The organism is Sutcliffiella cohnii, assembly GCF_002250055.1.
GTDB classification, from domain to species: domain Bacteria; phylum Bacillota; class Bacilli; order Bacillales; family Bacillaceae_I; genus Sutcliffiella; species Sutcliffiella cohnii.
On sequence record NZ_CP018866.1, the window covers coordinates 2,558,305 to 2,578,888 of the forward strand.

The window sequence follows — 20,584 nt, forward strand, 5'->3', positions numbered from 1 at the left end:
GCTTGAATTGATAATTTAAATAGAAGAGTTTGGGGAGACGCGGAGAAATTAAACATAGGTAATTCGTACGTAATATTAAACATGAATAAGAATAGGAATAGTTTTGTAGGACTATTCCTATTCTCGAGATTGTATTAGTGTGTTTTACACTTTTCGTAAAGACCTTGGTCTTTCAATACGTTAATTAACGTTTCACCCATTACAGATGGTGTATCAGCAACTTGAATACCACATTCATTCATAACTCGAATTTTTTCATCTGCTGTTCCTTTTCCACCAGAGATAATCGCACCAGCATGACCCATGCGTTTTCCTGGAGGCGCAGTACGTCCACCAATAAATCCTACAACAGGCTTTGTCATATTTTCTTTTACCCATAGAGCTGCATCTTCTTCTGCAGTCCCACCTATTTCACCTATCATAATGACCGCGTAAGTTTCTGGGTCTTCGTTAAACGCTTTTAAAACATCGATAAAGTTTGTACCGTTTACAGGGTCTCCACCAATACCTACTGCAGTAGTTTGGCCAATGCCAGCTTGTGTTAATTGGTGCACTGCTTCATAAGTAAGAGTACCAGAACGAGATACTACACCAACGTGGCCTTTTTTATGAATATATCCAGGCATAATACCAATTTTACATTCATCAGCAGTAATAACCCCCGGACAGTTCGGTCCTACTAAACGGGTTTTCTTACCTTCCATGTAACGTTTAACTTTTACCATATCCATTACTGGAATATGCTCTGTAATACAGATAGCTAAATCTAATTCTGCATCTACTGCCTCCATAATTGCATCTGCTGCGAATGGAGCTGGAACATAAATTACAGAAGCGTTAGCACCTGTCGCGTTAACTGCATCAGCTACAGTGTTAAAAACAGGAACTCCTTCTACTTCTGTACCACCCTTACCAGGTGTTACTCCACCTACAATTTTAGTTCCGTATTCAAGCATTTGCTTTGTATGGAACAATGCAGTTGAACCTGTAATTCCTTGCACGATTACTTTAGTATCTTTATTTATAAATACACTCATGTATGTCCCCTGCCTTTCTTAGCCTACTTGTGCTACGATTTTTTGTGCTCCATCTGCCATAGATTCAGCTGCTACAATATTCAAACCAGACTCTTTTAAAATTTGTTTTCCTAAATCTACGTTTGTACCTTCTAAACGTACAACTAAAGGTACGCTTAATCCAACTTGTTTAGCAGCTTCTACTACTCCAGTAGCTATAACGTCACACTTCATAATCCCACCAAAGATGTTCACGAAAATACCTTTCACTTTCTCATCAGAAAGGATGATTTTGAAAGCTTCTGTTACTTTCTCAGCAGTTGCACCGCCCCCAACATCTAGGAAGTTAGCAGGGTCTCCACCGTAATGTTTAATAATATCCATTGTTGCCATTGCAAGACCTGCACCGTTTACCATACAACCAATATTTCCATCAAGTGCAATATAACTTAAATCATGCTTGGAAGCTTCGATTTCTTTAGGGTTTTCTTCATCTAAATCACGATATTCTAAAATATCTTTATGACGATATAATGCATTTGCATCAAAGTTTAGCTTCGCATCTAATGCCATAACATTTCCATCCCCAGTTATAACTAACGGGTTAATTTCTGCAATAGAGCAATCCTTTTCGACAAACGCTTGGTATAAGCCCATCATGAATTTAACCGCTTTGCCTACTAACTCTTTAGGGATGTTAATATTAAAAGCAATTCGACGTGCTTGGAAACCAGTTAATCCTACTACAGGATCAACGTATTCCTTAAAGATTTTTTCTGGTGTTTGTTCCGCCACTTCCTCAATTTCAGTTCCACCTTCTTCAGAGGCCATTAGAACTACTTTAGAAGTTTCGCGGTCAAGTACTAAACCGACATAATATTCTTTCTTGATGTCGCAACCTTCTTCTATTAGTAAGCGTTTTACTTCTTTTCCTTCTGGACCTGTTTGATGAGTTACAAGCGTTTTACCTAAGATTTCACTCGCATATTCACGAACTTGCTCTAAACCTTTAGTAGCAACTTTAACTCCACCAGCTTTCCCACGTCCACCTGCGTGGATTTGTGCTTTCACAACACAAACTTCTGTTCCTAACTCTTTTGCAGCTTCTACTGCTTCATCAACAGTAAACGCGACGCGACCATTTGGAACAGCAACCCCGTATTTTCTGAGGATTTCTTTCCCTTGATATTCATGGATATTCATTTCCCATCCTCCAATCTTATGTATGACAAAAATAGACTGCGCTTTCATTTTATAAAATGTACTTGCACTTGTCTACCTTTCTACAAAAATATTATACTATTTTCAAAAAATTATTTCTCCTTTCTACACTTAAAAAATATATTAAGTTAATAAAGGGATATAAAACATGTAACAAATGGAATAAATTCCTCTTGAATTTACATTATTTTAACACTATAGCTTATTTTTTTCGTTTGCATTGTTTAGTTGATATACGAACGCAAAAACCTCTGCAACTACTTCATATAATTCTTCTGGTATAGTATCATTCACTTCTAATTGTGCTAACAGTTCCACTAATGCTTTATCTTCTTGAATAGGAATATTATGTTCTTTGGCAACATTTATAATGTTTTCTGCAATAATACCACTACCTTTTGCCGATACGAACGGCGCCATACTATTTTCATATTTTAAAGCAACGGCTTTCTTTCTATTATTTATCTCTTCTTTTTTCATAATCTAATATCCACTTCATTTTGTAGCGGTGCTAATATTTCTTTTACAAAAACGGTTCTTACTGAATACTCTTCTTCCTCTAAAGGGAGTAGTTTAATCCTACTTAAACGGAAACCTAATTTTGATACATTCCCCTTTAAAATGGGTTTAAGAGCTTCTACTGCCCGTTGAAGGCTTCTAGCATGCTCATTTACAATTGTAATCGAGAGTGTTTGACGGAATACTTGTAAATCGACCATTGTTTGAGATATATTTGGTAAATCTAATAGAAAAAGTATTCTCGTAGATTCAGCATTATCATCTTTTTCACCATTATATTTCGTAAGATGCATATACCAGTCCGTGTATTTACCTTCATTCAAAAAAAGTAAAGGGAACAAATGTTGTTGTATCCCACCTTCTTCTCTAGCGAAGAGTTGGTACCCGTTAATTGTTTGTACTATTGTATTCAACAGACTTTCCGTTTTTTTATTATTAGTTGCGCTCATTAATTCTGTAACGTAAAATTTCAGATTATTCTCTAATAGTTGTTCCGATAGTTTGCTATTTTTTACATTTGCTTCATAATTTAAGCTTTGCAATATATCGTTTATCGATTGTAAAAATATCATAAAATTTTCTTTCGATTGCAATATGGATGGTGTAACAGTTATAGGAGCTAACATTTTTTGGACAGTATGATTTATGTTTAAAGCAGTGCTGCTATTAGCTTCAGAATGAGAAAGTAATGTTTGTACCGACTTTCCTAACCCTTGTAGTAATGGTAGCGACATTATCTCTATTAATTTTTGTGCAGGTATACTATCGCCACGACTATTAACAAAGGTATTGATGGTTGATTTTATATGTAGTTCCTCACTTTTATCACTATTAAAAAATGGAGTGAGCTTTTTCCATAGTATGTTGCTGCTATCCGCTTTTTCAATAGGAAACGAAGGCTGACTAGATTGATCAGCAGTTGGTCTTATCAATTGTAGTGAAAAAACCGTTTCCTTTCCTTTCGTTTGGACGTTGTTATCTAATAGGAAGATATATGATTTTCCCACTTCAATATTGCCCGTCACAGTGGCTACCATTTCTACACCCTTTGAAATAATCGTGTACAGTCCATTTTCTTTATGTAACACCTTCCCATTAAACAGTTGTCCTTGGCTAGTAGCTTGATTGGGATCAATTCGAGATGAAAAGTGTGCATTTATGTGCAACTCTCTTCCTCCTATCAACTAACAATATCTTTAATCGGTGTAAAAGAGCGTCGATGTTCAGCCAAAACACCATGAGCTTCTATTGCTTCAACATGCTCTTTCGTACCATACCCCATATTACTTCGAAAACCGTACTGAGGAAATTTTTCTCCTAATTCAATCATATAGGAATCGCGGGTAACCTTTGCAATGACAGAACTCGCTGCAATTGAAATACTTTTCGAATCCCCTTTAACGATTGATTCTTGTTGTATATTCACATTTAATTTCATTGCATCAATTAGTAAATAATCCGGTTTTATATGAAGTTTGTTAATAGCTTGTATCATAGCTAGTTTCGTAGCTTCGTAAATATTCACTTCATCAATTGTATTTGCATCCACAATACCAATTCCAATGCTAATTGCTTCTGCTTTTATTTTTTCATAAAAAAGTTCTCTTTTCGTTGCTGACAATTTTTTCGAGTCAGTTAATCCTGGTAGATAAAAGTTCTTCGGTAAAATGACAGCCGCCGCAACTACTGGACCAGCAAGCGGGCCTCTCCCCACCTCATCTAAGCCTGCAATATATTGAAAACCTTCTTGAATGAGTTTATTTTCATGAATACTCATTTCTTCAAACTGCTTACGCAATTCATCTTCCTTCTTCTTGTCCATTCGCCATTTTTTAAGCAACGCTTGAACTCCTTTTCTTTCGTCCTTTACTAAAAGTTGAAAGAAAGGGTTATTTTCTGAATTAATTCGGACAAGCTCTTCCTCTACTTGTTTTATAGACATTTTCATAACACTAACTCCTTTCTATATATATCGGTTACTTTTTGTTGGTTTTAAAGAGAACACAGTGAAATTACCCATTATGTAAACAAAGAGTAATATAAAAACGAATAAAGAGGCTGCAAAAAAAATCAGCCTCCTTACTTTTACTCTGTTGGTATTTCAAAAGTTATCTTCCCGAGCTTTAACGTACGAATGTCACGTATGATAATTTCAGTTGTTTTATCGTAATCAATATAACCACCAGACATAATACAACCTCTTTTTTTACCAATTGCATCGAACAATTCTACCACATCTTCAGGAATTTCCTCTAGCCCATATCTTTCATGCAAGCGTGAAGGATAATATTCGGATAAATAGCGCAAAGCATATACTGCTACTTCTTGTAAATTGATAATAGTGTCTTTTATCGCACCAGTAGTAGCTAATCTTAAACCGACTTCTTGATCTTCAAATTTTGGCCAGAGAATTCCTGGAGTATCTAATAACTCTAATTCTTTCCCCACTTTTACCCATTGCTGTGCTTTCGTAACACCAGGCCTATCTCCTGTTTTAGCGATGTTTTTTTTGGCAAGTCGATTAATTAACGTCGATTTACCTACATTTGGAATCCCTACAATTAGCGCTCTAATTGCTCTTGGACGAATTCCTTTTGCTATCATTCGATCCCATTTCTCTTTCAATAATTCTTTTGACAAGGAATGAATTTTGGTTAGCCCTTTTCCTTGATGCGCATCGATTGCGATAGCTTTCGTGTTGTTATTTTGTGAGTTAAAATAATCGAGCCATCTATTAGTTTTTTCCGTATCAGCCATATCAGCTTTATTTAATAATATAATTCTTGGTTTATTTGCAACAATTTCATCTATCATTGGGTTTCGTGATGAAAGGGGAAGTCTAGCATCTACTAATTCATATACGATATCAATTAGCTTCAGCTTTTCTGTTACTTCCCTTCTAGCTTTTGCCATATGCCCTGGAAACCATTGTATTGTCATAATAATTACTCCTTTTACGCTGTAATCTATGGAGTTTCTGTTTTAATCCACTTTTCTAATTTCTTTTAAAGGCCAATAAACGATATTTGTCTTTCCTAGCACCTCTTCTAGCGGTATAGTACCAATATGTCTTCCATCTCGACTATATCTTCTATTATCGCCCAAAACGAATATATGTCCTTCTGGTACTACTTTTGATCCAGTAATTTCTTCAAGAGTAAAGTTTTCTGTTAATAATCCATCTACTCCGTTTTTGTACTCGTCTAAGTAAGGTTCTTCAAACGGTTCGCCATTTATGTATAAAACATCATTTCTGTATTGAACTTCATCTCCTGGTAATCCGATAATTCTTTTTATGTAATCTTTATCTGCCGTTGCATGAAAAACTACGATATCAAATCGATCTGGTTTCCCTATTTTGTAACCGATCTTGTTTACAATCATTCTGTCTTCATTGTGTAAAGTAGGCATCATTGATTCTCCATCTACTACTATCGGTGCAAAAAAGAAATAACGAATGACTGCTGCTAATATAACAGCAATCGCAAGTGCTTTTATCCATTCCCAAAGTTCACTTTTAGCTTTTGCCATATTTGTTCCTCCACTACCTAAGAATCATTTTATCTACTTATAAATATGAAGTTTTTATTGGGCTACTATACATTCGACAAAATATTAATTCTGCTAGTGTATGCAAGCCTTTTTTTGTAGCTTAATCTATTATATACCTTATCATATTTGGATGAAAACTTATAAGAGATGAAATATACCTATTTTCCTATATGCGTATCTATTTCATCATCATTTTATCGGGAGAAACTAAACTTTTATAGTGTAAAAAAAAGAGCTTGATAAGCAAGCTCTTTTTCCTTTATTATCGAATCTCTTTAATACGCGCTTTTTTACCACGTAACTCACGTAAGTAGTAAAGTTTAGCACGACGTACTTTACCGCGACGGATAACTTCTAATTTATCGATTTTTGGTGAATGTACTGGGAATGTACGTTCTACACCTACACCGTAAGAAATTTTACGTACAGTAAATGTTTCGCTAATTCCACCACCACGGCGCTTAATAACAACACCTTCGAAAATCTGAATACGTTCACGAGTACCCTCTACAACTTTAACGTGTACACGTACAGTATCCCCAGACTTAAAAGTAGGAAGGTCTGTTTTAAGTTGAGATTGTGTAATTTCTTGAATAAGTTTTTGCATAGTATTCTTCTCCTTTTCCACAGATGCTCATTCCATTACTATTTTTCATGCAGCGGAACATCGTTTTTAAACATAGCAATAGCTAAGTCACAAAGAATATATTAACATATTTATAAGGAAGATGCAATATTAGTTCTTCTCATTCTCTATCTCTTTTAACCAAATTTTCTGTTGCTCGGATAGTTCATATTTATCTAGTAAGTCTGGTCTTCTTTCAAAAGTTCTTCTTAAAGATTCTTTTGAACGCCACTGTTCAATTTTTTCATGGTTTCCCGAGAGCAACACGTCAGGCACCTTATAACCTTTATATTCAGCAGGTCGTGTATAATGAGGGTGTTCTAGCAACCCAGTACTAAAGGAATCAAGTTCATGTGATGCCTCTTTTCCTAATACACCAGGTAATAGCCTTACGACACTATCAATTACTACCATTGAGGCTAACTCACCACCTGTTAAGACGTAATCACCAATGGATATTTCATCTGTAACAACATGAGATCGAATTCGTTCATCGTAGCCTTCATAATGTCCACATATAAAGATGAGATGGTCTTCTTTTGCGAATTGTTCGGCCTTTTTTTGTGTATATGTTTCACCCTGTGGACACATTAGAATAATGCGTGGCTTTTTTGTTTCTTCCTTCGTTAAATCTTCAATAGCATCAAAAACTGGTTGCGGCTTTAAAACCATTCCCACTCCTCCACCATATGGATAATCGTCCACGGTTTTATGTTTATTGGAAGAATAGTCTCTAAAATTAATAACACGATATTGTACTGCTTCTTTTTCTGCAGCTTTCTTTAAGATGGATGTTTGGAAGACTGGTTGAAACATTTCTGGAAATAAAGTAAGTACATCTATCTTCATCTTAAAGAAGGCCTTCCAGTGGTAATATTTTCACAATCTTTTCTTCAATGTTAACTTCTTTCACGACTTGTTCGATATATGGAATTAAAATCTCTTTTCCACCTTTTCCTTTAACGACCCAAACATCATTTGCACCAGGTGTTAATATCTCTTTAATAGTACCTAACTCTTCATTCGATTCTAATGAAATTACTTTGCAACCAATAATTTCGTGAAAATAAAATTCATCCGCTTCCAGTTCTCCTAATTGATCCTCGGGAACTTTAACGATTGAGCCTTTAAATTTTTCTACTTCGTTAACATTATGAAAACCTTCAAATTTCACTAAATCAAACGACTTATGTACTCGACGTGATTCAACTACTACTTCGATCGGTTCTGTTTCATTTGGTAAAAATAAATAAAGTTTATTTCCAACTTCGTAACGTTCGTCGGCAAAGTCCGTTCTTGAAACAATTCTTACTTCACCTTTTATTCCATGTGTGTTTACTAACTTTCCAACATTAAACCATTTTGTCACTTTATTCACCTCTTTATAGAAATAGTATTACCTATGTAAATAGATTTTTGCAAACTAAAAAATTTATGGAAACCATTTGAAATTATTGACTAGGCTACCTTGAATATAGGTTTCTTTAGGAAAAGTAGCATTTCATTATATATAGCATTGATTGTTGTTATACGTTTTAAGGTAGTCCGTTTCACTTCGCTGCAGACACTTGCTTTCCGCGGGGAGATGTCTAGCTTCAGCGGCTAGGTCCGGCTCAAACTTCCTTTTCCTCCGTACGATAAGTCAACATCAGCTCACATTCGTTCGCTGTGTTTCCTTTATCTCCTGCGGAAAAAGTCCAGTTTGATGGGACCTGATCGAGCCGCCTACGCTTTTCGTGGAGTCGAGCCTCCTCGGCTTCGCCTGTGGGGTCTCGACCTTCCCTCTACATCCCGCTGGAGTCAAGTGTCTTCCGCTCCGTTCCACTCTCGGTTCTAAATCTTGAAAGCTCAAACATTGCAGCTTTTATAAACAAGAGCCACCTAATTTTATCATCCATTGTGCAGATTTCACATACATGGATGTCTACCTTTAAATCTAACAAGTAGATGTTGGATAAGTTTAGTATTTTCCATTCACTTTAGACACGTTCAATAGTGAATGAGTTATTAAGCTATATTTTATTGGAAGTATGGAATTCTGTTGTGAGTACAAGCATAGAAAAAGGGAAGCTATTAATAGCCTCCCCTACTCTAAGATCTCTAATTGTACACGTTTTTCATTATGAGAGGCCGCTGCGAATAGAACTGTTCTAATCGCTTTTGCAATTCGACCTTGCTTGCCTATCACTTTCCCTAAATCATCTGGGTGTGTTGTAAGCTGATACAAAACTACATCATCAGTCTCTTGTTTTGTCACACTTACTTGATCTGGATGATCTACCAACGCTGTTACAATCGTTCTAATGAGTTCTGTCATTTTTTCTCCTAAGAATTACTTGCTTAATTTAGCGTTATGGAATTTTTCCATGATTCCTTGATTAGAGAAAAGGTTACGCACTGTATCAGAAGGTTTAGCACCATCTTGTAACCATTTTAAAGCTAATTCTTCATTGATTTTTACTTCAGCTGGTTGAGTAACTGGGTTGTAAGTTCCAACTGTTTCAATGAAACGTCCATCACGAGGAGAACGAGAATCTGCTACTACGATACGATAGAATGGGGATTTTTTGCTACCCATACGTTTTAAACGAATTTTTACTGCCATTTTATATAGCACCTCCGAAAATATTTCACACAAGATAGTATGATAACAATTAGTTAAAAGTTTGTAAAGTGTTTTTTCTTGTCAGCTGAAAATATAGTGTAAAAATAAATGATTTCAGAAAAGTTTTTACATGAATGGAAGCTTAAATCCACCCTTTTTTCCTTTTCCTTTCGACATATTTGTCATTTGTTTCATCATCTTTTTCATATCTTCAAACTGTTTCAGTAGTCTGTTTACTTCTTGAATTGGACGACCACTACCTTTAGCAATCCGCTTTTTACGACTAGCATTAATGAGATCAGGATTGTCTCTTTCTGCTCTTGTCATTGACTGAATGATAGCCTCTACATGCGCAATTTGCTTATCGTCCACTTGAACATCTTTTAGGCCTTTAATTTTGTTAGCTCCAGGCAACATGCCTAGAATTTCATTTAAAGGTCCCATTTTTTTCACTTGACCGAGTTGGTCTAAAAAGTCATCGAACGTAAAGTTCATCGTTTTAAGCTTTTGTTCGAGTTCTTTCGCTTTCTCTTGGTCAACATTATCTTGAGCCTTTTCAATTAAGGATAAAACATCCCCCATCCCAAGAATTCGAGAAGCCATGCGCTCAGGGTGGAAGGCTTCGATTGCATCTAGCTTTTCACCAAGACCGACAAACTTTATCGGGGTATTCGTTACTGCCTTAACAGAAAGTGCGGCACCACCACGAGTGTCTCCATCTAACTTTGTTAATACAACGCCTGTTAATCCTAATTGTTCATTAAAGCTTTGAGCTACATTTACTGCATCTTGACCTGTCATCGCGTCTACAACAAGGAATATTTCGTCGGGTTGAGAAATTTCCTTTACTTGTTTAAGCTCGTCCATTAATGCTTCATCTACATGTAATCGCCCAGCCGTGTCAATTAGAACGTAATCATGATGGTCTTCTTTTGCCTTTTGAATAGCTTGTTTAGCTATTTCAACTGGACTAACTTGATCACCGAGTGAAAACACAGGCATACTCAATTGTTTCCCTAATGTTTCAAGCTGTTTTATCGCAGCTGGTCGGTAAATATCAGCGGCTACAAGTAATGGTTTCCTATTGTTTTTCTTACGTAATAGGTTTGCTAATTTCCCTGTAGTTGTTGTTTTACCAGCACCTTGTAATCCAACCATCATAATAACAGTTGGTGGTCGATTACTTACTGCAATTTTACTTTGCTCTCCACCCATTAAGTTTGTAAGTTCTTCTTTTACAACTTTAATGACTTGCTGTCCAGGAGTTAAACTTTTCATTACCTCTTGACCTACAGCACGTTCACTTACTCGTTTAACGAAGTCCTTTACAACTTTGAAGTTTACATCCGCTTCAAGGAGTGCTAAACGAACTTCACGCATCATTTCTTTCACGTCTTGTTCGGTTACCTTTCCTTTACCACGAATTTTCTGAATCGTGTTTTGCAAACGGTCGGCCAAACCTTCAAATGCCATGTATGCCGCCCCCTAATCTAATTTCTCCAGCGCCTCTAACACTAATAGTAATTCTTCTTTAGATGATTCACTATTTATAGATACTTTAAGTTGCGTTAACAACTTTTGACGCTCTTGAAACTTTTGAAATAACAAAAGCTTTTCTTCATACTGCTCAAGCATTTGCTCGGTACGTTTGATGTTATCGTACACTGCTTGACGACTAATATTATATTCCTCTGCTATCTCACCAAGGGAGTAATCGTCTAAATAATATAACGACATATAATTTTTTTGCTTTGGTGTTAACAACGATTGATAAAAATCATAAAGATAATTGATTCTCGTTGTTTTTTCAAGCATTTTTGCTCACTCCCCTTGTTAAGTGAAATGCCTTTACAAGCAATTATTTTACATACTATTGTTACTGATGTCAAGTTTTTTTCTTGTCATTATGTAAAATGGTGTTTTTTCAATATGAAACCGCAGATGCTTTGCCTTGATTCCAACATAAATATCACTGCTATGATACTTAAAGGTCAATACCGAAAATAGACTGGTTGTTTTAAGTTAACCCGTTTCACTTCGCTACAGGTACTCGCTTTCCGGGGGGAGAAACGGGAGCCTCCTCGGGCTGCGCCCTGCTGGGTCTCGCACCTTCCGCTACGTTCCACTCACGGTTCTAAATATTGAAAACAACTTCGCAATCCTACACCAAACCAGCAACTTTCATTACATGGTACATGGTTCACATGCATAAGTATATGCTTTGAAAATTGATGTTTTGAGTAAAATATAGAATAAAACATTTGCTGTATACTACTAATGGAATTTTAGTGATCCATAGTAAGATTACTTACAAAAAAAGTCCCAAATGTCAGTCTCTACTGACTTTTGGGACAACGTCTTTTTATAAAATGCCTTTATTCTTGCTCTTGTTCTACCATATCGGCAAATAATCCGTAAACATATTGTTCCGCATTGAATGGCTGTAAGTCGTCAACTTTTTCACCTAAGCCGACAAATTTAACTGGAATATTTAATTCATTTCGAATTGCTAATACGATACCACCTTTAGCCGTACCGTCTAGTTTCGTTAAAGCTATTCCTGTAACGTTTGTTGCTTCTGAGAAGATTTTAGCTTGACTCAAGGCATTTTGTCCTGTTGTTGCGTCTAAAACGAGTAGTACTTCATGAGGAGCATCAGGAATTTCTCGTTCTATTACACGCTTTACTTTTTCAAGCTCTTTCATTAAGTTTACTTTATTTTGCAATCTACCCGCAGTATCACAAAGAAGTACGTCTACCTTTCTTGCTTTTGCCGCTTGAATAGCGTCGTACATTACAGCTGCTGGATCTGATCCTGAAGATTGTTTAATAACATCTACTCCAACACGTTCGCCCCATACTTCTAACTGTTCAATCGCACCTGCACGGAAAGTGTCTCCAGCAGCTAATAAAACATTTTTACCTTCTAGTTTAAATTTATTTGCTAACTTCCCAATTGTAGTTGTCTTCCCAACACCGTTTACACCAACAACTAAAATGACTGTTAACCCATCTGTTTGAAAGTTCAGTTCAGAGCTAGCATTACCTCCACTTTCATATATTTCTACCAATTTTTCAGAAATAACAGATTTCACTTCTTTTGTATCTTGAATATTACGACGTTTCACTTCTAATTTTAATTCGTCGATTAATTCCATTACTGTATTAACACCAACATCTGCACCAATTAAAATTTCTTCTAGTTCATCAAAGAAATCTTCATCTACTTTTCGATAACGGGCTACTAAATCATTTACTTTTCCCGCAAAAGAATCACGTGTTTTTGATAAACCATCCTTAAACTTCTCAGTTACAGTTTCTGTTTGTACCGTAATTTTTTCTTTTAATTTTTTAAAAAAGCTCATACACAACTCCCTCTCTATTTTACTAATTCCCTTGTATCCTCGAGTCGAACAGAGACTAGTTTGGAAACACCAGATTCTTGCATTGTTACACCGTACAAAACATCACAATGTTCCATCGTACCTTTACGATGTGTAATAACAATAAATTGAGTTTCTTTACTATAATGTTTTAAATATTGTGCGAAACGATGTACGTTTGCTTCGTCTAGTGCTGCTTCTACTTCGTCAAGAATACAAAATGGAACTGGTCTTACTTTTAAGATAGAAAATAATAACGCAATAGCAGTTAGAGCTCTTTCTCCACCAGATAAGAGACCTAAGTTTTGAAGTTTCTTCCCCGGTGGTTGAGCCACTATGTCTACACCAGTATTCAATAAATCACTTGGATCTGTTAACACTAAGTCTGCTCGTCCACCACCGAATAATGAATGAAATACGTCATGAAAATGAGATCGAATATTTGTAAACGTAATTTCAAAGCGTTTTTTCATCTCTTCATCCATTTCATCAATTACTTGAAACAATGTACCTTTCGCTTCCATTAAATCATCTTTTTGCTCATTTAGGAATGTATATCTTTCAAACACTCTCTCGTATTCTTCTATAGACCCGATATTAACAGTTCCAAGTTCTTCTATTGCTAGTCTAATTAGTTTAACCTTTCGTCTAGCTTCCTCTATTTCCAACGTTAAAGGATATGTTTCTTTTGCAGCTTCATATGTCAACATATACTCTTCCCTTAAGGTATCGAGCCTATTATCTAATTCTACATCTAAACGATTTAATTGTACTTCTTCCGCTTTTAAGATTGTAGTAAGTAGTTTATATTGGCGCTTTATATCTTTTAACTCTTCTTCTTCTTGGTGTACTTTTTCATGTACGTTTAGTCTTTGCTGTCGGCGTTCTCCAATTAGCTTAATAGTTTCATTTTTATCTTGCATTTTTTCTTTTGCCGCTTGTTCTAACTGGACTTCGCCCGAGGAGGATGAAGTCATTTCAGAATTTAATAAGGCTAAATCATCTTTCACTTCCATTAACTTCTCTTTATTAGATAGCAATTCCGTTTCAAGATTATTTACCTTTTCAGCCTGGTTAGACAATCGTTCTTTTTTACTAGCTACTTCAATTTTAAATTGTGTAATATCATTTTCTAATGATTCTTTAGTTAAATGCTGTTCATTCTTCTTCTTATTTAAATCTGCAATTTCTTCATCTAATGATATTATTTTTTCGCTTATTACTTGTAGCTCTTTTTCTAGTTCATCTTTTCTATCACTAGATTTTTGTTTATTGCTGTCATATTGACCTTTTTCGTAATCATAAAGAGACAGGTGTTCATTAATGTTTTTCTCTTCTATTTCAATTTCTTTAAGTGTAGCTTTTATTTCTTGTTCAACTAGTCTGAGATTTTCCCCTTTTTCTTTTAAGCTAGCAATATCTTTCTCTTTTACCTTCAGTTTTTGCTTTAAGCCTTTTACTTGCTCTTCCATTAGGGCTGTTTTTGTTTCCATTTCTTTAAGCTTTTCTGTTATATCTTCTAGTTCACGACTTCTACTTAGAAGAGAATTATTTTTTTGCTTAACAGCTCCTCCTGTCATGGATCCACCTGGATTGACAACATCCCCATCTAACGTAACGATTCGGTATCGATGTTGTAAAAGCGAAGCAATTTCATTTGCTCCCTTTAAATCTTTAGCAATGACAATATGACCGAGTAAATTCATAACGACATTTTTATAATTAGAGTTATACGAAACTAAACTTTCCGCTACTCCGATAAAAGAAGGGTGTCCTTGTAGCTGTGATAGTTGATAGTCCGCAATATTCCTAGCTTTCATTACATTCATCGGTAAAAAGGTTGCTCGACCATATCCAAATTTTTTCAAGTACGAAATCGCTTGACGCGCATCTTGTTCACTTTTCACTACAATGTGCTGTGTAGCACTTCCTAAGGCAATTTCAATAGCTGTTTCAAACTGTTCGTTCACTTGTATTAATTCCGCTACAGCACCTTGTACACCGTTTAACTTTTGCTCTTCTCGTGCTTTTAATATTTCTTTAACCCCTTGGAAAAATCCTGCAAAATCACCTTGCATCGCTTCGAGCATCTCTTTACGAGACTTTCCTTGTTGTAATAATTGATAGGCATTATATAAGCTAGACTCTTTTTTCTGTAACGATTCTCTCCACTGTTCGAACTCTACTTGTTCTTTTCGGTATTCATCCACTACTAAGTTTAACTGTTCACGGTTTTTTTCTTGCGTTTCGAGCACTTCATTTTTTCGAAGTTCAATTTGTTTGCGTTCATGTACATATTTTTTATTTACTTCATCGAGTCTCTTCACCTTCGTTTCTTCTTGCGATAGTTGTTGATTTAAATAAGTTAACTCATTGCGGAAAGATGCTTGTTTATTTAAAAACTCAATATAATCACTTTTTAGTTGCTCTATCTTTTCCTCAATATCTTGATTTAAATCTTCGCGTAAAACTAGTTTTTCTTTTAATAATCTTTCTGTTTCTTTCACTTGCTCTCGAAGAGCTTTAAGTTCAGAAGTTTCCGCTTGTAATCTCGCTTCGTGCTTTTCAACATAGTCATCTAATTCAATTGCTGTACGCTCTAGTTGTTCTTTATTCTGACTAGCATTTTTCTTTCTTTCTTTTAATACTTCTTTTCTTCCTTCTAGTTTTTCCAAATCAGAACTAACGATTAATAACGCTTCTTGCAAATGGTGGATAGATTCATCTAAAGCACTTAATTCATCCTTATATTTCTCCAAACGTGCTTCTCTTTCATTTATCATCGTAGAAAGTTCTAGTTCTTTTTCATTATTCTCTTTTACTTTTGAAGACAGTGACTCCCATTTCGTATGGAGCTCTTCTATTTCATGTACCATCACGCCAACTTCAATTTTTTCAAGTTCTTCTTTTTTCTCTAAGTAATCTTTAGCGATAGATGCCTGTTGTTTTAATGGTTCTACTTGAGATTCCAATTCATGCAGTATATCTGTTACACGATTAAGGTTTTCTTGTGTTTCTGCTAATTTATACTCAGCCTTCTTTTTTCGTGTTTTATACTTTAAAACTCCAGCAGCTTCTTCAAAGATTGTTCTTCTTTCTTCTGCCTTGCTGCTTAATATTTCTTCTACTTTTCCTTGACTAATGATGGAAAAGGCCTCTTTTCCTAACCCCGAGTCCATAAATAAATCAACTATATCTTTGAGACGACATGTTTGATTATTAATTAAATATTCACTATCTCCCGAACGATAAACCCTTCGTGTTACACTAACCTCTAAATAATCAATTGGTAAAATTCTATTATTATTATCTAATGTTAACGTTACTTCCGCAAAATTTAATGGCTTCCTACTATCACTGCCCGCGAAAATAATATCTTCCATTTTTGATCCACGTAAAGATTTTGCAGATTGTTCTCCTAAAACCCAACGAATGGAATCTGTAATATTACTTTTTCCACTCCCGTTTGGACCAACAACAGCTGTTACTCCAGGAACAAAATCTACTTTAATCTTTTCTGCAAACGACTTAAATCCTACTACTTCTAATCGTTTGAGGTACATTTCCTTCACCTCATCCAAATGATATTTATTTTAATACGATATACATTCAACATGAAGAATCCCCCTATTAAGGGGGATTTAACTCTTCTCTGTTTTAGAGTTCTTTAGTTTCTCAATAGCAATTTGAGCTGCACGTTGTTCCGCCTCTTTTTTTGACTTTCCGACTCCGACTCCAAGCTCGTTACCGTTTAATGCTACCATTGAAATAAACTCTCGATTATGCGCTGGCCCTTTTTCTTGTAATACTTTATATTCTAGCTGGCCTAGAGCATCGCGTTGAACATACTCCTGTAATTGGCTTTTATAATCCATCACATGAGAAAAAGCACCGTCATTAATTTTAGGATAAACATATTTTTCTAAAAACTCGAATACAGTTGGTAATCCTTGATCTAAGTATAAAGCTCCGATGAAAGCCTCAAAAACGTCTGCTAACAATGCTGGCCTAGCTCGTCCACCTGTCATCTCTTCTCCTTTTCCTAGTAAAACATATTGCCCAAAGGAAAGTTCATTAGCAAAAGAAACGAGGGAAGGTTCACAAACAATAGATGCACGTAATTTCGTTAGTTGTCCTTCACTCATCATCGGATATTTTTTATACAAAAATTGTGAAATAGTTAATTCCAAAACTGCGTCACCTAGAAACTCTAATCTTTCGTTATCCTCATAAGGTTTTTTACGATGCTCATTCACATACGATGAATGGGTAAATGCCTGGTACAAAAGTTTTTCATTCACAAAGTTAATATTAATTTGCTGTTGTAGTGTTTGAAATTTTATTTTCAACACTTCGCTTCTCTTTTCAAAGCTTTTATTTTTATTTCTATACATAAAGAGCCTCCAACACTACATTAATCGCATAATAAAGTGAAACTTCAATCAGCGCTTGCGCTGATTGGTAGTTGAACCAATCGGGGTGTTAGCGACCGTTAGACACCCTTCTGAATGATGGGGGGCTTACGGACCCTTACACCAGGATAAAGTGTATTATATCATATTTATTTTACCAAATAACGTGGAAGATACAAAGTAACGATTAAAAACTTTTATTTCATTTAAAAAATAGAAAGTCCTGCTAATTAGCAGGACCTCATTTTAAAATAATTATTGCTTTGCATTTATGTAGTTGACTGCATCGCCAACCGTTGTGATATTTTCAGCTTCTTCATCAGAAATTTCCATATCAAACTCGTCTTCAAGCTCCATTACTAATTCTACTACATCTAGAGAATCAGCACCTAGATCATCTTTAAATTTTGAATCTAAAGATACTTCAGACTCGTCAACACCTAAACGATCAACAATAATCTTTGTTACACGCGCTAATACATCTGCCATAACATTCACCTCCCCTCAAGTATTATAGTAGAAGTGCTATAAAAAAACTAGCATTATTACATTACCATTCCACCATCAACATGTAATGTTTGTCCAGTCATATAAGCACTAGAATCTGATGCTAGAAATTTAACAACTGAAGAAATATCTTTAGCTTCTCCGAATCTTGATAACGGGATTAACTTTAACATTTCTTGACGAACCTCTTCAGGGAGTTTATCCGTCATATCTGTTGTAATAAAGCCAGGAGCTACTGCATTTACAGTAATATTTCTACTAGCTAATTCTTTAGCAGTTGTTTTCGTTAATCCGATTACTCCTGCTTTTGCCGCTACATAATTAGCTTGGCCGGGGTTCCCGCTGACACCAACAACTGAAGCAATATTAATAATTCTTCCTGCTCTTTGTTTCATCATTTGCCTTGTAACAGCCTTCGTGCTGTTGAATACCCCTTTTAGGTTGATGTTAATTACATCATCCCATTCATCTTCTTTCATACGCATAATTAAGTTATCTCTCGTAATTCCAGCGTTATTTACTAAAATATCAACCGAGCCGAACTGAGATACAGCCTCTTTCACCATGCTTTGCACCTCATCAATATTGGCTACGTTTGCGCGATAAACAATAGCACTACCACCAAGCGACTTTATTTCATCTACTACTTCGTTTGCTTTCGCTTCGCTTCCTGAATAGTTAACAATTACGTTAGCCCCTTCTTTTGCTAAATCAATCGCAATCGCTTTTCCGATTCCGCGAGATGCTCCAGTTACGATTGCCGTTTTCCCTTTTAACATATTATCCCTCCACCTGTAATTTTTTAACTGCATCTTGTAACGATTGAATATCGTATACTGGCAATGTTGTTGCACGTCTATTAATTTTCTTTATAAGTCCAGATAGTACTTTTCCAGGTCCAACTTCAATAAAAGTATCGACACCTAAGTCAATCATTCTTTCTACACTTTCTTCCCAACGGACTGGAGAATATAATTGTTCTATTAATTTTTGCTCAATTTCATTAGCATCGACTACTTCTTTCGCATCAACATTACCAATTACCGGAACAGTAGGTGAAGAAATTTTAATTTCTTTTAACATTTCCTCTAGTTTAGATGCTGCAGGCTTCATTAAAGATGAATGGAATGGGCCGCTAACGACTAACGGTATAACTCTTTTAGCACCAGCCTCTTTCGCTTTTTCACTTGCGACCTTTACACCTTCAGTTGACCCAGAAATAACAATTTGCCCAGGACAATTTAAATTTGCCAGCTGAACTGGTGCAATAGTTTCCGTTACTTCGTTCGTAACTTTCTCTAATTCACCAGCTGCCATCCCTAAAACTGCTGCCATTGTACCTTCCCCAGCAGGGACAGCTTCTTCCATAAATTTACCTCTATTATGAACAGCATATACTGCATCTTCAAACGAAATGGATTTAGATGCTACTAAGGCACTATATTCTCCTAAACTATGACCAGCTACATAATCTGGTGCAATACCTGCCTCTTCTAGCTTTTTAAATATCGCATAGCTAGCCGTTAATAGTGCTGGTTGTGCGTTAAACGTTAATGTCAGTTCATCTTGTGGACCTTCAAACATTAATTGAGATAGAGAATAGCCTAACTTTTTGTCTGCTTGATGTAAAACTGCCATTACATCAGCATGTTCATTTGCTATTTCTTGTGCCATTCCAACTGTTTGCGATCCTTGACCAGGAAAAACAAAAGCTATTTTACCCATTTTTCTCCTCCGTCCATTCCATTTTCTCGATAGTAGCTTCGATATTTTCTACCATTTTTGACTGAATCATTTCTCTTGTTTGTCTTATAGCATTAAAAACAGCATTTGCATCCGAAGATCCATGTGCCTTTACGACTGGTGCTTTCAGACCAAATAAAGCAGCTCCACCGTACTCCGAATAATCTAATTTATTTTTTACTAATTTCAACTTAGGTTTAAGTACTGCTGCCGCCAATTTACTTTTTAAATCACTCATTAATACTTCCTTTAACATCGTAAACATACTGAGTGCCGTTCCTTCAATGGCTTTTAATGCAACATTCCCCGTAAAGCCGTCAGTGACGACTACATCGCATACTCCAGTTAGCAAGTCGCGTGCTTCTACGTTCCCGACAAAATGGACAGTGTCGGTATCTTTAAAAAGATCATAAGCTTGTTTTGTTAATTCATTGCCCTTTTTGTCCTCTGTACCAACATTTAGGAGTCCTACTCTCGGCTTTTCAATACCTCTAACTTTTTGTGAATAAATAGACCCCATTACGCCATATTGAAATAAATGCTCTGGTTTAGCATCAACGTTAGCTCCTACATCAAGCATTAAAAAACCTTCTCCTCCTATTGTAGGAAAAGTGGGTGATAATGCAGGTCTTTCAATACCTTTAATTCTGCCAACTATTAATAAACCAGCAGTCATTAATGCCCCAGTGTTTCCGGCTGAAATACAAGCATCCGCTCTTCCTTCTTTTACTTCTTTAGCCATTAACACCATTGAAGCATCTTTTTTTCTTCTAACAGCTCTAACCGGCTCATCTTCACCAGTTATTGTTTCTTCTGTATGTATAACAGTAATATTAGTCTTATTATGTAAATATTTGTTAATTTCCGTTTCGTTACCGACTAATGTAACGGAAATATCAGAAAAATGCTCTATAGCTTTCATCACACCTTCAACAATTGATTTTGGTGCATGATCTCCGCCCATTGCATCTATAGCTATTTTCATCTTAATTTTCCTTTCT

At 35.8% G+C, this 20,584-nt stretch carries 21 protein-coding genes; all 21 read right to left on the reverse strand.

Annotated features, from left to right (window positions below; translation table 11 throughout):
• Positions 1-134 precede the first annotated feature (134 nt).
• The gene (gene sucD / locus BC6307_RS12700) at positions 135-1,037 is read right to left on the reverse strand and encodes a succinate--CoA ligase subunit alpha (RefSeq protein ID WP_066413415.1); all 903 of its coding nucleotides are present in this window, start codon (positions 1,035-1,037) and stop codon (positions 135-137) included.
• 18 nt (positions 1,038-1,055) lie between these two features.
• Positions 1,056-2,219 (reverse strand): ADP-forming succinate--CoA ligase subunit beta, encoded by a 1,164-nt coding sequence (gene sucC / locus BC6307_RS12705; RefSeq protein ID WP_066413417.1) that lies wholly within the window; start codon positions 2,217-2,219, stop codon positions 1,056-1,058.
• Positions 2,220-2,432: 213 nt separating this feature from the next.
• Positions 2,433-2,717 carry an EscU/YscU/HrcU family type III secretion system export apparatus switch protein gene (locus tag BC6307_RS12710; protein WP_066413419.1) on the reverse strand — a complete coding sequence of 95 codons (285 nt, stop codon included), beginning with the start codon at positions 2,715-2,717 and terminating at the stop codon, positions 2,433-2,435.
• Positions 2,714-3,922 (reverse strand): hypothetical protein, encoded by a 1,209-nt coding sequence (locus tag BC6307_RS12715; RefSeq protein ID WP_066413420.1) that lies wholly within the window; start codon positions 3,920-3,922, stop codon positions 2,714-2,716. The genes BC6307_RS12710 and BC6307_RS12715 overlap by 4 nt, the downstream gene beginning before the upstream one ends.
• A gap of 14 nt (positions 3,923-3,936) precedes the next feature.
• Positions 3,937-4,704: a ribonuclease HII gene (locus BC6307_RS12720; protein ID WP_066413429.1), complete on the reverse strand. Its 768-nt coding sequence runs from the start codon at positions 4,702-4,704 to the stop codon at positions 3,937-3,939.
• Positions 4,705-4,841: 137 nt separating this feature from the next.
• Positions 4,842-5,696 (reverse strand): ribosome biogenesis GTPase YlqF, encoded by an 855-nt coding sequence (gene ylqF, locus BC6307_RS12725; protein WP_066413430.1) that lies wholly within the window; start codon positions 5,694-5,696, stop codon positions 4,842-4,844.
• 42 nt (positions 5,697-5,738) lie between these two features.
• Positions 5,739-6,287: a signal peptidase I gene (lepB, locus tag BC6307_RS12730; RefSeq protein ID WP_066413432.1), complete on the reverse strand. Its 549-nt coding sequence runs from the start codon at positions 6,285-6,287 to the stop codon at positions 5,739-5,741.
• 283 nt (positions 6,288-6,570) lie between these two features.
• Positions 6,571-6,915, reverse strand: coding sequence for a 50S ribosomal protein L19 (rplS, locus tag BC6307_RS12735; RefSeq protein ID WP_066413433.1), 345 nt, complete (start codon positions 6,913-6,915; stop codon positions 6,571-6,573).
• 129 nt (positions 6,916-7,044) lie between these two features.
• Positions 7,045-7,782, reverse strand: a complete 738-nt coding sequence (trmD, locus tag BC6307_RS12740) for a tRNA (guanosine(37)-N1)-methyltransferase TrmD (RefSeq protein ID WP_066413436.1) — start codon at positions 7,780-7,782, stop codon at positions 7,045-7,047.
• A gap of 1 nt (position 7,783) precedes the next feature.
• On the reverse strand, positions 7,784-8,302 hold the full coding sequence (rimM, locus tag BC6307_RS12745; protein WP_066413437.1) for a ribosome maturation factor RimM: 519 nt from the start codon (positions 8,300-8,302) through the stop codon (positions 7,784-7,786).
• Positions 8,303-9,019: 717 nt separating this feature from the next.
• Positions 9,020-9,250 carry a KH domain-containing protein gene (locus BC6307_RS12750; protein WP_066417655.1) on the reverse strand — a complete coding sequence of 77 codons (231 nt, stop codon included), beginning with the start codon at positions 9,248-9,250 and terminating at the stop codon, positions 9,020-9,022.
• Positions 9,251-9,265: 15 nt separating this feature from the next.
• Positions 9,266-9,538, reverse strand: a complete 273-nt coding sequence (gene rpsP, locus BC6307_RS12755; protein WP_066417657.1) for a 30S ribosomal protein S16 — start codon at positions 9,536-9,538, stop codon at positions 9,266-9,268.
• 126 nt (positions 9,539-9,664) lie between these two features.
• Positions 9,665-11,011, reverse strand: coding sequence for a signal recognition particle protein (ffh, locus tag BC6307_RS12760; protein WP_066417660.1), 1,347 nt, complete (start codon positions 11,009-11,011; stop codon positions 9,665-9,667).
• 12 nt (positions 11,012-11,023) lie between these two features.
• Positions 11,024-11,353 carry a putative DNA-binding protein gene (locus BC6307_RS12765; protein WP_066417665.1) on the reverse strand — a complete coding sequence of 110 codons (330 nt, stop codon included), beginning with the start codon at positions 11,351-11,353 and terminating at the stop codon, positions 11,024-11,026.
• Positions 11,354-11,913: 560 nt separating this feature from the next.
• On the reverse strand, positions 11,914-12,903 hold the full coding sequence (gene ftsY, locus BC6307_RS12770) for a signal recognition particle-docking protein FtsY (RefSeq protein WP_066417667.1): 990 nt from the start codon (positions 12,901-12,903) through the stop codon (positions 11,914-11,916).
• A 14-nt stretch (positions 12,904-12,917) separates the two neighbouring features.
• Positions 12,918-16,484 (reverse strand): chromosome segregation protein SMC, encoded by a 3,567-nt coding sequence (gene smc, locus BC6307_RS12775; protein ID WP_066417669.1) that lies wholly within the window; start codon positions 16,482-16,484, stop codon positions 12,918-12,920.
• Positions 16,485-16,562: 78 nt separating this feature from the next.
• Positions 16,563-17,315, reverse strand: coding sequence for a ribonuclease III (rnc, locus tag BC6307_RS12780; RefSeq protein WP_066417671.1), 753 nt, complete (start codon positions 17,313-17,315; stop codon positions 16,563-16,565).
• A 273-nt stretch (positions 17,316-17,588) separates the two neighbouring features.
• Positions 17,589-17,822 carry an acyl carrier protein gene (gene acpP / locus BC6307_RS12785; RefSeq protein WP_066417674.1) on the reverse strand — a complete coding sequence of 78 codons (234 nt, stop codon included), beginning with the start codon at positions 17,820-17,822 and terminating at the stop codon, positions 17,589-17,591.
• A gap of 56 nt (positions 17,823-17,878) precedes the next feature.
• Positions 17,879-18,619 carry a 3-oxoacyl-[acyl-carrier-protein] reductase gene (fabG, locus tag BC6307_RS12790; protein WP_066417676.1) on the reverse strand — a complete coding sequence of 247 codons (741 nt, stop codon included), beginning with the start codon at positions 18,617-18,619 and terminating at the stop codon, positions 17,879-17,881.
• A 1-nt stretch (position 18,620) separates the two neighbouring features.
• Positions 18,621-19,565 carry an ACP S-malonyltransferase gene (fabD, locus tag BC6307_RS12795; protein WP_066417678.1) on the reverse strand — a complete coding sequence of 315 codons (945 nt, stop codon included), beginning with the start codon at positions 19,563-19,565 and terminating at the stop codon, positions 18,621-18,623.
• Positions 19,558-20,568, reverse strand: coding sequence for a phosphate acyltransferase PlsX (plsX, locus tag BC6307_RS12800; protein ID WP_066417680.1), 1,011 nt, complete (start codon positions 20,566-20,568; stop codon positions 19,558-19,560). The genes fabD and plsX overlap by 8 nt, the downstream gene beginning before the upstream one ends.
• Positions 20,569-20,584: the final 16 nt, after the last annotated feature.

What these genes read in the sequence shown, in the direction of transcription:
- rnc (WP_066417671.1), bottom strand. Translation starts at nt 17,315, where the DNA reads ATGTATAGAAATAAAAATAAAAGCTTTGAAAAGAGAAGCGAAGTGTTG.
- rplS (WP_066413433.1), bottom strand. Translation starts at nt 6,915, where the DNA reads ATGCAAAAACTTATTCAAGAAATTACACAATCTCAACTTAAAACAGAC.
- acpP (WP_066417674.1), bottom strand. Translation starts at nt 17,822, where the DNA reads ATGGCAGATGTATTAGCGCGTGTAACAAAGATTATTGTTGATCGTTTA.
- rpsP (WP_066417657.1), bottom strand. Translation starts at nt 9,538, where the DNA reads ATGGCAGTAAAAATTCGTTTAAAACGTATGGGTAGCAAAAAATCCCCA.
- sucD (WP_066413415.1), bottom strand. Translation starts at nt 1,037, where the DNA reads ATGAGTGTATTTATAAATAAAGATACTAAAGTAATCGTGCAAGGAATT.
- sucC (WP_066413417.1), bottom strand. Translation starts at nt 2,219, where the DNA reads ATGAATATCCATGAATATCAAGGGAAAGAAATCCTCAGAAAATACGGG.
- ylqF (WP_066413430.1), bottom strand. Translation starts at nt 5,696, where the DNA reads ATGACAATACAATGGTTTCCAGGGCATATGGCAAAAGCTAGAAGGGAA.
- fabG (WP_066417676.1), bottom strand. Translation starts at nt 18,619, where the DNA reads ATGTTAAAAGGGAAAACGGCAATCGTAACTGGAGCATCTCGCGGAATC.
- BC6307_RS12765 (WP_066417665.1), bottom strand. Translation starts at nt 11,353, where the DNA reads ATGCTTGAAAAAACAACGAGAATCAATTATCTTTATGATTTTTATCAA.
- BC6307_RS12750 (WP_066417655.1), bottom strand. Translation starts at nt 9,250, where the DNA reads ATGACAGAACTCATTAGAACGATTGTAACAGCGTTGGTAGATCATCCA.
- plsX (WP_066417680.1), bottom strand. Translation starts at nt 20,568, where the DNA reads ATGAAAATAGCTATAGATGCAATGGGCGGAGATCATGCACCAAAATCA.
- trmD (WP_066413436.1), bottom strand. Translation starts at nt 7,782, where the DNA reads ATGAAGATAGATGTACTTACTTTATTTCCAGAAATGTTTCAACCAGTC.
- lepB (WP_066413432.1), bottom strand. Translation starts at nt 6,287, where the DNA reads ATGGCAAAAGCTAAAAGTGAACTTTGGGAATGGATAAAAGCACTTGCG.
- ffh (WP_066417660.1), bottom strand. Translation starts at nt 11,011, where the DNA reads ATGGCATTTGAAGGTTTGGCCGACCGTTTGCAAAACACGATTCAGAAA.
- BC6307_RS12720 (WP_066413429.1), bottom strand. Translation starts at nt 4,704, where the DNA reads ATGAAAATGTCTATAAAACAAGTAGAGGAAGAGCTTGTCCGAATTAAT.
- smc (WP_066417669.1), bottom strand. Translation starts at nt 16,484, where the DNA reads ATGTACCTCAAACGATTAGAAGTAGTAGGATTTAAGTCGTTTGCAGAA.
- fabD (WP_066417678.1), bottom strand. Translation starts at nt 19,565, where the DNA reads ATGGGTAAAATAGCTTTTGTTTTTCCTGGTCAAGGATCGCAAACAGTT.
- ftsY (WP_066417667.1), bottom strand. Translation starts at nt 12,903, where the DNA reads ATGAGCTTTTTTAAAAAATTAAAAGAAAAAATTACGGTACAAACAGAA.
- BC6307_RS12710 (WP_066413419.1), bottom strand. Translation starts at nt 2,717, where the DNA reads ATGAAAAAAGAAGAGATAAATAATAGAAAGAAAGCCGTTGCTTTAAAA.